Origin of the sequence: Streptomyces sp. NPDC047880 (genome assembly GCF_040706515.1) — a bacterium.
Taxonomy (GTDB): domain Bacteria; phylum Actinomycetota; class Actinomycetes; order Streptomycetales; family Streptomycetaceae; genus Streptomyces.
The window spans coordinates 1-12,008 of record NZ_JBEZOK010000003.1; the positions used below are offsets into that span (position 1 = coordinate 1).

Annotated in this window: 14 protein-coding genes; 7 read left to right on the forward strand and 7 right to left on the reverse strand. The window is 73.8% G+C overall.

Features of this window, described 5'->3' with window-relative positions; all coding sequences use genetic code 11:
• Nucleotides 1-499 precede the first annotated feature (499 nt).
• On the reverse strand, nucleotides 500-1,279 hold the full coding sequence (locus AB0937_RS05895) for a DeoR/GlpR family DNA-binding transcription regulator (RefSeq protein ID WP_366709741.1): 780 nt from the start codon (nucleotides 1,277-1,279) through the stop codon (nucleotides 500-502).
• Nucleotides 1,280-1,413: 134 nt separating this feature from the next.
• On the opposite strand from AB0937_RS05895, the gene AB0937_RS05900 reads away from it, so the two are divergent.
• Together AB0937_RS05900 and AB0937_RS05905 are read left to right on the forward strand one after the other, a co-directional pair.
• Nucleotides 1,414-2,295, forward strand: a complete 882-nt coding sequence (locus AB0937_RS05900; RefSeq protein WP_366709743.1) for an SIS domain-containing protein — start codon at nucleotides 1,414-1,416, stop codon at nucleotides 2,293-2,295.
• A 13-nt stretch (nucleotides 2,296-2,308) separates the two neighbouring features.
• The gene (locus AB0937_RS05905) at nucleotides 2,309-3,169 is read left to right on the forward strand and encodes a class II fructose-bisphosphate aldolase (RefSeq protein WP_366709745.1); all 861 of its coding nucleotides are present in this window, start codon (nucleotides 2,309-2,311) and stop codon (nucleotides 3,167-3,169) included.
• Here AB0937_RS05905 and AB0937_RS05910 read toward each other — a convergent pair.
• Nucleotides 3,159-4,289, reverse strand: coding sequence for a methyltransferase (locus AB0937_RS05910; protein ID WP_366710213.1), 1,131 nt, complete (start codon nucleotides 4,287-4,289; stop codon nucleotides 3,159-3,161). The two genes, AB0937_RS05905 and AB0937_RS05910, sit on opposite strands and share 11 nt — an antisense overlap.
• A 67-nt stretch (nucleotides 4,290-4,356) precedes the next feature.
• On the opposite strand from AB0937_RS05910, the gene AB0937_RS05915 reads away from it, so the two are divergent.
• From AB0937_RS05915 to AB0937_RS05930, 4 genes are all read left to right on the forward strand, one after another.
• Nucleotides 4,357-5,091, forward strand: a complete 735-nt coding sequence (locus AB0937_RS05915; RefSeq protein ID WP_366709746.1) for an alpha-ketoglutarate-dependent dioxygenase AlkB — start codon at nucleotides 4,357-4,359, stop codon at nucleotides 5,089-5,091.
• Nucleotides 5,088-6,335: an ROK family protein gene (locus tag AB0937_RS05920; RefSeq protein WP_366709747.1), complete on the forward strand. Its 1,248-nt coding sequence runs from the start codon at nucleotides 5,088-5,090 to the stop codon at nucleotides 6,333-6,335. The genes AB0937_RS05915 and AB0937_RS05920 overlap by 4 nt, the downstream gene beginning before the upstream one ends.
• Before the next feature lie 141 nt (nucleotides 6,336-6,476).
• On the forward strand, nucleotides 6,477-7,367 hold the full coding sequence (locus AB0937_RS05925) for an NAD(P)-dependent oxidoreductase (RefSeq protein ID WP_366709749.1): 891 nt from the start codon (nucleotides 6,477-6,479) through the stop codon (nucleotides 7,365-7,367).
• A gap of 11 nt (nucleotides 7,368-7,378) precedes the next feature.
• Nucleotides 7,379-7,801, forward strand: coding sequence for a PPOX class F420-dependent oxidoreductase (locus AB0937_RS05930; RefSeq protein WP_366709750.1), 423 nt, complete (start codon nucleotides 7,379-7,381; stop codon nucleotides 7,799-7,801).
• A gap of 18 nt (nucleotides 7,802-7,819) precedes the next feature.
• Here AB0937_RS05930 and AB0937_RS05935 read toward each other — a convergent pair whose 3' ends face one another.
• The 3 genes from AB0937_RS05935 to AB0937_RS05945 are packed head-to-tail and all read right to left on the reverse strand — an operon-like array spanning nucleotide 7,820 to nucleotide 9,892.
• Nucleotides 7,820-8,728: a phosphotriesterase gene (locus AB0937_RS05935; RefSeq protein WP_366709751.1), complete on the reverse strand. Its 909-nt coding sequence runs from the start codon at nucleotides 8,726-8,728 to the stop codon at nucleotides 7,820-7,822.
• A complete protein-coding gene (locus tag AB0937_RS05940; protein WP_366709752.1) occupies nucleotides 8,725-9,303 on the reverse strand; it encodes a DUF4865 family protein in 579 nt (192 codons plus the stop codon). Before AB0937_RS05940 ends, AB0937_RS05935 begins: the two co-directional genes overlap by 4 nt.
• A gap of 10 nt (nucleotides 9,304-9,313) precedes the next feature.
• Entirely contained in the window at nucleotides 9,314-9,892 is a 579-nt protein-coding gene (locus AB0937_RS05945) for a TetR/AcrR family transcriptional regulator (protein WP_366709753.1), read from the reverse strand.
• 163 nt (nucleotides 9,893-10,055) lie between these two features.
• On the opposite strand from AB0937_RS05945, the gene AB0937_RS05950 reads away from it, so the two are divergent.
• On the forward strand, nucleotides 10,056-10,340 hold the full coding sequence (locus AB0937_RS05950) for an SHOCT domain-containing protein (protein ID WP_366710215.1): 285 nt from the start codon (nucleotides 10,056-10,058) through the stop codon (nucleotides 10,338-10,340).
• A 163-nt stretch (nucleotides 10,341-10,503) separates the two neighbouring features.
• On the opposite strand, the gene AB0937_RS05955 is transcribed toward AB0937_RS05950, so the two are convergent.
• Both AB0937_RS05955 and AB0937_RS05960 read right to left on the reverse strand, forming a co-directional pair.
• On the reverse strand, nucleotides 10,504-11,037 hold the full coding sequence (locus AB0937_RS05955) for an ATP-binding protein (RefSeq protein ID WP_366709754.1): 534 nt from the start codon (nucleotides 11,035-11,037) through the stop codon (nucleotides 10,504-10,506).
• Between the two features lie 183 nt (nucleotides 11,038-11,220).
• Entirely contained in the window at nucleotides 11,221-11,544 is a 324-nt protein-coding gene (locus tag AB0937_RS05960) for a hypothetical protein (protein ID WP_366709755.1), read from the reverse strand.
• Between the last annotated feature and the right edge of the window lie 464 nt (nucleotides 11,545-12,008).

Sequence of the window (12,008 nt, forward strand, 5' to 3'; positions counted from 1 at the left end):
GGCACGCCCTCTCGCCGCACCGGCCGAAAGCCCGAGTACGCCCCGTACGAGGGCTTCCGGCCGGCACGCCGAGAGCACGCACCGGACGCCGCTCCTTCACGGGCAAACGTGGCCTGCCGCGGCACTAGAACCGCCGAGGGAAGGCCGCGCCGCCGGACCGCCGCCGTCGCGGACCGTTGAACCGCCGTACCGCCGCCGTCGCGGACCGCTAAACCATCGGACCGCCGCCGTCGCGGACCGCTGAACCACCGGACCGCCTCCTCGGACCACTGAACGGCCGGACCGTCCGCCGTCGGACCGCGAAACCACCGGACCGCCTCCTCGGACCACTGAACGGCCGGACCGTCCGCCGTCGGACCGCGAAACCACCGGACCGCTGTCTTGGACCACTGAACGGCCGGACGCCGCCGTCGGACCGCCAACCGCCGGACCGCCGCCTCGGACCACTGAACGGCCGGACCGTCGCCGTTGCCGGACCGGCACCGTGAGACCGCCGCCGTCAGACCGTGACGACCCGCAGCCCGGCCTCCTCGAAGCGCCGCACCGTCTCCGGGTCGGCCGCCGTGTCCGTGACCAGGGTGTCCACCGCCTCCGCCGCGCAGATCCGGGCGAACGCCCGCTGCCCGAGCTTGCTGGAGTCGGCGGCGACCACCACCCGCTCCGCCCGCTCGCACAGCAGCCGGTTGACCGCCGCCTCCGCCTCGTCGTGCGCCGCCGCGCCGTGTGTCACGTCGAAGGCGACGACACCGAGCACCGCCACATCGACGGTGATCTGCCCGAGCACCCCGTCCGCGAGCGGCCCGACCAGCTCGTACGACTGGGCCCGCGCCACCCCGCCGGTCAGCACGATCTTGAACTGGGGCCGCACGACCAGCTCGTTGGCGATGTTCAGCGCGTTCGTCACCACGGTCAGCGCCGGCGACCCGGACGCCAGGTCCCCCCGCACGGCCAGGGCCCGCGCCACCTCGGTCGTGGTGGTCCCCCCGGTCAGCCCGACCGCCTCGCCCGGCGCCACCAGATCCGCCACCGCCGTGGCGATGCGCTGCTTCTCGGAGGCGTGACGGGCCGTCTTGTAGCGCAACGGCAGCTCGTACGACACCCCGTGCACGACCGCGCCACCCCGGGTGCGCACCAGCATCTGCTGCTCGGCGAGCCCGTCGAAGTCACGGCGGATCGTGGCCGCAGACACCCCGAGCTCGGCCGCGGCGTCCTCGACGTCCAGCCGGCCGCGCTCCACGAGCAGCTCCAGCAGCGCCTTCCAGCGCGCGTCGCGCGACATCCGCACCTCCACGTCTCGATCTCCGGCGACCCTAACGCACCCCGTCCTGAGCAGAATGCTTGATGATGCTCGAAAGCTGGCTATATCTTGCATGAACAAGCAGATCGGTTGGGCAGTGGAGCGGAGGGTGCGGGATGACGCATGTCGAGGACGAACTGACGAGCCAACCCGAGTGCTGGGAACGCGCCGCGTCGGAAGCGGACCGGCACGCGAAGGCGCTGCCGGCACCGGGGGAGCGGGTCGCAATCGTCGGCTGCGGCACCTCGTACTTCATGGCGCAGGCCGCCGCGGCCCTGCGCGAGGGCGCGGGCCAGGGCGAGACCGACGCGTTCGCCGCCTCGGAGTTCCCCCACGGCCGCCGCTACGACCGGGTCCTCGCGCTCACCCGTTCCGGCACCACGACGGAAGTCCTGGACCTGCTGGACCGGTTGAAGGGCGGCACCCGCACCACGGCGGTCACCGGCGACCCCGACACGCCCGTGATGACGGCCGCCGACGACCTCGTCGTCCTGGACTTCGCGGACGAACGCTCCGTCGTCCAGACCCGGTTCGCGACCACCACCCTCACCCTGCTCCGCGCCCACCTCGGCCTGCACCCGGGAACCGCCGTCACCGACGCGCGCACCGCCCTGGCGGAGCCGCTGCCCGAAGGACTGGTGACGTGCGGGCAGTTCACGTTCCTCGGACGCGGCTGGACCGTCGGCCTGGCCAACGAGGCCGGGCTGAAGATGCGCGAGGCCGCGCTGGCCTGGACGGAGGCCTACCCGGCGATGGAGTACCGGCACGGCCCGATCAGCGTCAGCACCACGGGCACGGCGACCTGGATGCTCGGCGACGCGCCGGACGGCCTCGCCGAGGAGGTACGCGGCACGGGCGCGCTGTGGATCGCGGGGCGGCTCGACCCGCTCGCCGAACTGATCCGCGTCCAGCGCCTCGCGGTCGCCGTCGCCACGTCCCGCGGGCTGGACCCCGACAGTCCCCGCCACCTCACCCGTTCGGTGATCCTCGCGCCCTGACCCTGGAGACCCCGTGTCCCTCACCACCACAGGCGACCTCGTCACCCGAGCCGCCGCGGCGGGCTCGGCCGTCGCCTCCTTCAACGTCATCACGCTGGAGCACGTCGAGGCCGTCATCGCAGGCGCCGGGTCGGTGGGCGCCCCCGTCGTGCTGCAAGTCAGCGAGAACGCGGTGAAGTTCCGCGGCGGGCAGCTCCTCCCGCTCGCCCGCGCGGCCGTCACCGCGGCCGAACGCGCCGCCGTACCCGTCGCGTTGCACCTCGACCACGTGCGGAGCGACACCCTGCTCCACCAGGCCGCGGACGCCGGCTTCAGCTCCGTGATGTACGACGCGGCCCGGCTGCCCTACGCACAGAACCTCGCCGCGACCCGGGCGGCGGTCGACTGGGCGCACGCGCGAGGCCTCTGGATCGAGGCGGAGCTGGGCCAGATCGGCGGCAAGAACGGCAGACCGCCGCTGGACGCGCACGCCCCCGGCGCCCGCACCGACCCCGACGAGGCCCGGGCGTTCGTCGCCGACTCGGGTGTGGACGCCCTCGCCGTCGCCATCGGCAGCTCCCACGCCATGACGACCCGAACCGCCGTCCTCGACCACGACCTGCTCACCCGCCTGTCGGCCGCACTGGACGTCCCGCTCGTCCTGCACGGCTCCTCCGGTGTCCCGGACGACGAACTCACGGCGGCCGTGGCGGGCGGCATCACCAAGGTCAACGTCGGGACGGCCCTCAACATCGCACTGACGGGAGCCGTGCGGGAGTTCCTCGCCGAGCGGCCCGAGGCAGTCGATCCGCGCGAGTATCTGACCCTCGCGCGGGACGCGATGACACAAGCGGTGGCGAGGACCCTGAAGACCCTCGGCGCCCCTACCTCTTGACGGCCTTCAGCACCACGAACTTCGGGTCGCTCGCCACGAGCCGGCTGTTGCCGAACAGCTTGCGCAGCTTGACGTGGTAGCCCAGGTGCCGGTTGCCGACCACCCACAGCTCCCCGCCGGGCCGCAAAGCCCGGCGCGCCCCGGTGAACATCCGCCAGGCCGTGGCGTCCGTCGTCGCCTGGTGGGAGTGGAACGGCGGGTTGTTCAGGACCAGGTCGACACTGCCGGACGGCACGCCCGCCAGCCCGTCCCCGACCCGGAACTCCGCCTGCCCCGGCACGCCGTTCGCCCTGTACGTCGCCTCCGCCGAGGCCACGGCCTGGAACGACTCGTCCACGAACAGCACCTCGGCGCCCGGGTCGGCCAGCGCCACCGACGTACCCACCACGCCGTTGCCGCACCCCAGATCCACCACCCGGCCACCCCGCCCCGCGGGCAGGTGCCGGAGGAAGAACCGCGTCCCGATGTCCAGCCGGTCGGCGCAGAAGACCCCGGCGTGGTTGACGACGGTGCCGTGCGCGGCGGGACCGATGCCGTCCGGCAGCGTGTACACGTACGGCCACGGGTTGGCGGGCCGTTCCAGGGCGGGGTCCGGAGTGCAGAAGACCAGCCGGGCCTTCTTCTCGGCGAGGGAGGTGCGGGTCGGACCGAGGATCCGCTCGAACAACGTCAGTGTCGAGGTGTGGATCTCCTTCACCATGCCCGTACCGACGACCACCGTCCCCGCGTGCACCGCCGGCGCCAGACGCAGCAACTGGTCCTCCAGCAGCGCCAGGCTCTTCGGCACCCGCACCAGCAGCACGTCGATCCGCTCGGGCGGCGGGTCCTGCGTGGTCAGCAGCCGCACCGCGCCCACCTCGGCCCCGGCTCGGGCGAGGTTGGCGCGGGTCGCCTCCTGCGCGAGGTGGGAGTCGGTGATCTGCACCGGACGGTGCGCCGCGAGCGCCGTGACCAGCGCCCCCCAGCGGTCACCGAGCACCACGACCGTGCCGTCCAGCGGCACCCGCTCCTCGGCCAGGTACCTCAGCAGGTACTCGTCGGAGGCGTCCCAGGCGCGCAGCCGGTCGCGCGGGTCCTCGGGGAAACGGGTCAGCGCCGGCTCGCCCCACGGCGTCGTCATACGGTCGTCCATCGTGCGACCAGGCTAGCCGAGCCGCAGCTCAGGGCGTGTCGGGCACCATGGAGGCATGGACGGCGAGCTGTTCCCCAGGGCCCGTACGCAGGTCGCGCCCGGCGCCGTGCACCTGCCCGGCTGGCTGGACGCGGAGCGCCAGTCGGCGCTGCTCGACGCCTGCCGCACGTGGGCCCGGCCGCCCGCGGGCCTGCGCACGGTCCGCACCCCCGGCGGCGGCACCATGACCGCCCGGCAGGTCTGCCTCGGCTGGCACTGGTACCCCTACGCCTACGCCCCCACGGTCGCCGACGGCGACGGCGCGCCCGTCAAGCCGTTCCCGCGGTGGCTGGGCGAACTCGGCCGCCGGGCGGTCCACGACACCCTCGGCGGACCCCCGCCGGACTACGACATCGCGCTGATCAACTTCTACGATGCCGAAGCCCGCATGGGCATGCATCGCGACAGCGACGAGAAGTCCGACGCGCCGGTGGTGTCGCTCAGCCTCGGCGACACCTGCGTGTTCCGCTTCGGCAACACCGCGACGCGCACCCGGCCCTACACCGACGTCGAGCTGCGCAGCGGTGACTTGTTCGTCTTCGGCGGCCCCTCCCGGTTCGCCTACCACGGCGTCCCACGCGTCCACGCGGACACGGCACCGCCCGCGCTGGGGCTGACCGGCCGGCTCAACATCACGCTCCGGGTCAGCGGCCTGAAGCCCCCGCCGGCCGGCGACCCCGGCGGCCCGGCGGCGCCCGGCGGGCACGCTCGGCCACCAACCCGGCGGATCATGGGAGACTCGCCCTCATGAGCGGGAAGGCGGACCCCCGGCAGGCGGGGAACGGGAGCACTTCGAGGGCACGGCTGGACCGGGGGCGCGCAGCGCTCGGACCCGCACTGGAACTCGTGCACACCGGGCGAGCCCCGACCCGGGCCGTGCTCACCGCCGAACTCGGGGTGACGCGGGCGACCGCCGGTGCGGTCGCCGTCGAACTGGAGGCACTCGGGCTCATCCGGGTCGACGCCCGGCCCGGCGCGGCCGCCGGCTCGCAGGGCAGGCCCTCCCACAAACTGGCCGTCGCCGACGACGGGCCCGTCGCGCTGGCCGCGCAGGTGCACGCCGACGGGTTCCGGGCGGCACTGGTCGGACTCGGCGGCCGGATCGTCGCCACCGCGCCCGGCTGCGAGATCGTCGACGCCGACCCCGCCAAGGTGCTGGCCTCGGTCGTCACCGCCGGCGCCGAACTGCTGCGCACGACGGGGCTGCGGTGTGTGGGCGCGGGCCTCGCCGTGCCGTCCGCCGTCGCCGAACCCGAGGGACTGGCACTGAACCCGCTCCACCTGGCCTGGCCCGCGGGCGCGCCCGTGCGGGACATCTTCGCCGAGCAGGTGCGCGCGGCCGGCATCGACGGACCCGCGTTCGCGGCGAACGACGTCAACCTCGCCGCGCTCGCCGAGCACCGGCACGGCGCCGGCCGGGGCGCCCGCGACCTGCTGTGCGTCGCCACCGGCCACCGCGGAGTCGGCGGCGCGCTCGTCCTCGACGGCCGCCTGCACCGGGGCAGTTCGGGCCTGGCCCTGGAGGTCGGGCACCTCACCGTGCACCCCGAGGGCCGCCCCTGCCACTGCGGCAGCCGCGGCTGCCTCGACGTGGAGACCGACCCGCTGGCCTTCCTCACGGAGGCCGGACGCGAACCGGGCCCCGAGGTGTCCCTGCTCCAGCAGTCCATCGACCTGATCCGCCACCACTACGACGACCCGGGCGTCCGCACCGCCACCGAGGCACTTATCGACCGCCTCGGTCTCGGCCTCGCGGGCCTGGTCAACATCCTCAACCCGGACCGCATCGTCCTCGGCGGCCTGCACCGCACGCTCCTCGACGCCGACCCCGGACGTCTGCGCGCGGTCGTGGCCGACCGCAGTCTGTGGGGCCAGAGCGGCGGCGTCCCCATCCTGCCCTGCAGCCTCGACCACAACAGCCTGGTCGGCGCCGCGGAACTGGCCTGGCAGCCGGTGCTGGACGACCCGCTGGGGGCGCTCGCCCCGAGGGCGTGAGCGGTCCTCGGGCATGCGGCCGCGAGACCGACCCCACCGGTATCAGGCTTGTCCGCGTCGCGCGCGGGAAGGCGACCCGCTGAGCGGGCAGGCTGGTTCGGGGCAGTCCGCCCGCACCGCACCACCGAGGAAGTTGACGCAATGACCGACAAGCTCACCGTGAGCGTCCTGGGCACCGGCATCATGGGCGCCGCGATGGCCCGCAACCTCGCCCGGGCCGGACACACCGTCCGGGCCTGGAACCGCACCCGGTCCAAGGCCGAGGCGCTGGCCACCGACGGGGTACGGATCGCCGGCAGTCCGGCGCAGGCGGTGCAGGACGCAGACGTCGTCCTGACCATGCTCTACGACGGCCCCGCCACCCTGGACACGATGCGCGAGGCAGCCGTCGCCCTGCGGCCCGGCACCGCCTGGGTCCAGTCGACCACGGCGGGCATCGAGGACGTCGCAGAACTGGCCGCCTTCGCAAACGAACACGGCCTGGTCTTCTACGACGCCCCCGTCCTCGGCACCCGCCGGCCCGCCGAGGCCGGGAAGCTGACCGTGCTCGCGGCAGGCCCCACCGAGGGCCGGGACAGGGTCACGCCGGTCTTCGACGCCGTCGGCGCCCGGACCGTATGGAACGGCGAGGACGGGGCGCTGGGCGGCGCCACCCGGCTGAAGCTCGTGGCCAACAGCTGGGTGCTGGCCGTCACCGCCGCCGCCGGCGAGGCCCTCGCCCTGTCCAAGGCCCTCGGCGTCGACCCCCGGGGCTTCTTCGACCTCGTCGCCGGCGGCCCGCTCGACATGGGCTATCTGCGAGCCAAGTCCGAACTCGTCCTCGAGGACAGGCTCACACCGCCCCAGTTCGCGGTGGGTACCGCCGCCAAGGACGCCCGGCTCATCGTCCGGGCCGGCCTGGACAACGGTGTCCGCCTGGACGTCGCCGAAGCGGCCGCCGCCCGCATGGAGCGTGCCGCCGCCCAGGGCCACGCCGACGAGGACATGGTCGCGGCCTACTTCGCCAGCTTCGACGAGAAGTCCGACACCTAGGAGGTCCCCCCATGTCCAAGCCGCCGCTGCCGCCCGGGGCCGAGGCCCTGCTGAGCCGGCCCAACCCGTGTGTCATGGCCACCCTGCGCTCCGACGGGGCCCCCGTCTCCACGGCCACCTGGTACGCGTGGAAGGACGGCCGTGTCCTGGTCAACCTCGACGGGGGCCGGGTGCGCCTGAAACACCTGCGCCGCGACCCCCGGGTCACCCTCACCGTCCTCGCCGGGGACGACTGGTACACCCATGTCACCCTCATCGGCCGCGTCACCGAGATGTACGACGACGAGGACCTGGCCGACATCGACCTGCTCGCCCGGCACTACACCGGCAAGCCCTACCCGGACCGCGTCCGCCCCCGGGTCAGCGCCTGGATCGAGGTCGACCGCTGGCACGGCTGGGGTGCGATGAAGGACAGCGACCAGGCCGGCGGCTGAGGCCGCTGTCCGCGCCGGTCAGTGCCACTCGGTGCCGAAGGCCCGGCCCGGGTTCTCGGTGAGGATACGCCCCACCAGCTCCTCGCCCACGGCGTGCGCGAGCCGGGGCCGCACCCGGCGCAGCAGGTACGGCATGCCGGGGCCGCCGTCCACCGAGCGGGCGGCGGCCGTGGTGGTGTCCGCGCCCAGCAGCACCCGGTCCCCGAACCCGGCCTCGGCGAGGGCCCGTACGGCCTCCGGCATCCGCCAGTCCGTGGCGTGATGGGCGAGGGACGGCCCGTCGAAGGCCAGGTAGCAGCCGTACTCCGCCGCCTGCCGGTGCACCACGAGATCGGGGGAGCGGTTGAGGTGCCCGAGCACCACCCGGTGCGGTGGCACCCCCAACTCCGCGCACAGCAGGTCCAGTACGTCCAGCGCGCCGGTGCCCATCTCCAGGTGCACGGTGATCGTCGCGCCCGTGGCGTGATGCGCCTCGGCCGCCGCCGTCATGGTCCAGCGGGCGTGCGCGTCCAGTGCGTGGAACCCGCCCGCGACCTTGATCAGCCCCGCCCGCACCCCCGACGTCCCGATGCCCTCGGTGAGTTCGGAGACGAAGACCTCGGCGAGCCGGCCCCGCAACCCGGCCAGCGTGTCCTCGTCGTAGTGCACGGCCTGGTGCAGCCCGGTCGCCGCGACCACGTGCACGCCGGTCTCCCGGGACAGCGGAGGCAGATCGGCGGCCCGCCGCCCGAGCCCGTACGGCGTCCACTGCACGACGGTTCCTCCGCCCTGCTCCCGGAACGCGGCCAGCTCGGCCCGCGCCGCCGTCACGCTGAGCAACTCCTGCCCGGGCAGCCGGGGACTGCCGAAGAACAGGTGGTCGTGGGCGTCGCACACTCCCAGGTCCGCGGGGCTCACGTCCCCCAGCACCGTGCGGATCGCGCTCACCACTGGCGTCCCCGGGGCAGCCGGTGCCGGCCCGGCGCGGACAGGTGCAGTACCTGGAAGAGCTCGCCGTCCGCCTCGGGATTGTCGTGCTCCCAGAGGGAGAAGTGCACCGACTCCCAGCGGCTGGTGTCGACGGCCGCGGCGGCGAACAGGGCACCGTCCGCTGCCGCCAGCCGCCCGGCCTCGCGCACCGCGTCCGCCACGGCGTCGGCCAACAGCCCTTCCTCGGGCACTGGTTGACGCCGCCGCACGGCGAACCGCGCGTGGGAGCCGCTCCCTTCCTCGTACGCGAGGCCCGTCCACTGGTGTGCCGGCGGCCGCCCGAAGTCGTCACCGACTCCCTGGAACCCGCCGCCCCACAGGAAGGCGTTCATGCCGTCGACGGTGTTCCAGAGGTAGAAAGGCGCGTACTGGTTGACCGGCGAGCCGCGCAGGCCGCGCTCGCGTATCAGGTAGGCCTTGAGGCCGAGACCCTGCCAGTCGTCGAGCAGATGCCCCCGGCGGGCGACGCGGTCGCGGATGATGTCCATGTCGTAGTCGGCGGGCAGGGTGAGTTCGTACTGCATGGCGTGCATGGAGGTCTCCTCACGCGGTCCGTGGTGCCAGCAGGGAGAGCAGGCCCCGGACCCCGGCGTCGAACGCGGTGGGGGAGCCGGAGGCGCGGGCGAGGACGTAGCCGCCCTGGACGGTGGCGACGACCGCCGCCGCGATCTCCCCGGCGTCGAGGCCGGCTGCGAACTGGCCCTGTGCCTTGCCCTCTTCGACGATCCCGGCGATCCGTCCGCGCAGCCAGTCGAGCGTCTCGTCGACCGGCGCGCGCAGTTCGGCGCTCGCGATCACGTCGGGGTCCATCGTCAGCCGGCCGACCGGGCAGCCCCGCAGCACGTCCCGCTCGCGCCGCAGATACGCCTCGATCCGCTCGTACGGCGTGCCCGGCCCGTCGAGTACCGCCGCCGCGGTGGCCCGCATCTCCTCGGCGGTCCGCCGGATCGCGGTCAGGGCGAGGTCGGGCTTGCCCTTGAAGTGGTGGTACATGCTGCCCTGCCCGGCGTCCGCGCGCTCCAGGATCGCCTTGGGGCTGGTGCCCACGTAGCCGCGCTCCCACAGCAGCTCGCGGGTGGACTCGATCAGCCGTTCCGGGGTGCTCATGCCGTCACTGTACATACCAGTAGTTACAGAAGTCGAGGCCGCGCGCGACGTCCGCGAACCGGATGCCTGCTCCCCGCGGAGCAGGCCGACTGCCGCCGGCCGTACGACGACCCGGGGCTTTCGCGGCGCGACGCTCGAAAGCGACACAGGACCTGACGTGACCGAGGAGTTGGACGACATGCAGACCCTGGCGAACTTCGGCGACGGCGGCGGGCCCGGCCCGTGGATCCTGCTCTTCCCGCTGATCTGGGCATGCGCGATCGGTGGCGGCATCGCGCTGCTGCGCCGCACGGTGTGGCGCGGACGGCGTGGCGGCCCCTGGGGGCGGCCCACGGCCGAGGGTGACTCGCCCATCGCCGTACTCGGCCACCGCTTCGCCTCCGGAGAGATCGACGAGGACGAGTACTGGCGCCGGCTGTCCGTGCTGAACGAGGAGTTCGGCCGCAAGGGAGGCACGGCGTGATCACGCGCGGCCGGCACCTCGCAGGTCCGCGACCGGCCCGGCGCGCGGCACGCGCGAATGTGCCGCGCGCCGTCCCGCCGGGGTGACAGCAGAGTACGCCTCGGGAGCACACCCGAAGGCGTGCGGCCCTGAGGTTCGCGAGGGGACGGTGGTCACCGCCCGGTCAACCGGCAACGGCGGACCGGGCGGGAGCATGGTCGGTCCGGAGCGCCTCGGCGGACGCCCCGACCTCGGCGAACCTGCGCGCGGGCTTCTCCTGGACCGTGCGCCGCGACCGAAGGGGCGGTGCCGTCACCAGGGGGGTGGACGTCGGCAGGGTGAACCACACGACCTTGCCGGACTCGCCGTCCGGCCGGACGCCCCAGCTCTCGCTCACGGCGGCGACCATGGCGAGTCCGCGCCCGCAGGTCGCCAGCGGCTCGGCGTCGTCGACCACGGGCATCCGCGGGTCGCCGTCGCGCACCGAGACCGTGAGCCGGTCGAGCAGCAGCTCTATCTCGACCGTGCACGTCTTGTCGGGCTGGGCGTGCCGGTGGACGTTGGACAACAGCTCCGTCACGCCGAGCGAGGCCCGGTCGATGAGGGGATCCAGATGCCAGTAGCGCAATTGCGCAGATACGATTCTGCGGACCTGGCCGATCCGCGACGGCAGGGCTTGGAGCTCCACCGTGCAGTGCCTGCTTGGGTAGCTGATCACGGCTGCGACTCCCCGACGTGAGGTCCGGAAGAACACGGGATTCGGATCCAGCAGGGCGCCTGCGTGACACTGCCGCCTGCTGTCGTGGCCGGCGGGCTGGTTCGCAGCGTTATCGCCGGTAAACCCAGAGTGACGTGAGACCAGAGTGGCGCAGGGGGTGAGGTACCGCAACTCGCGGTCATCTCAGTCGCCACGCCCCGCTGCCCTGCGCACGGCCTCGATGAAGCGCCGCGCGGCCGGCGGACCCGGCTCTCCCGGGGCGGGGTCGTGCTCGCCCAGAGTGAGCAGGTACCGCTTGCCGTTGAGATCCGCCGTGGCCCGGTCATCGGGGCCGAACCAGGGCCGGGACGCGCGCACGGCCTGTACCGGCGCGCTGTCGATCTCACTGCCGTAGCTGGTCAGGAGCTCGAGCCGGCCGTCGCTGATCCTCACCTGGCCGGCCCGGGTGAGCGAACGCAGCCGCTTCCCGATCCGCACGCCCGTGGCCCTGAACTCCGGCTCTCCCATGCCACCCGCCCCCTAGTGCGCGTCGGTGTACCGGCCCCGCTCGCGCGATGCCCGGTACGGGCTCGTGTCCCGATCCAGTGTGCCCCGTCCGGAGGCGTGGTCCGCTCCGGGACGGTGCCCCGCCCGGTCCGAACCCCCGGTCCGAACCCCCGGCCCGCCCGCCGGCCCGCCGTCCCGGAACGTGATGCTCGTACCCGGAAGCCGGATCCTGCTGACGGTCGTGGTCTGCCGCTGTCTGTCGTGGTCTGCGGGCACCCGTCCGGGGCCTTGGTCCCGCCGTGCAGTCTGCCCCCGCCCGGCGCCCGGCACCAGGGTCCGCGAGCCCGTTGCCGGGGGGCGCCCGCAGCACGCCGGGGAAAGCGCCCCCGGGACCACGCGCCCCCTTGCCCCGGCTCTGCTCCTGGGGGCGCTTTGGGGGGCTCAAAGATGCGTTTATGCAGGTGAGAAGCGTGCCCAAGGTGCTT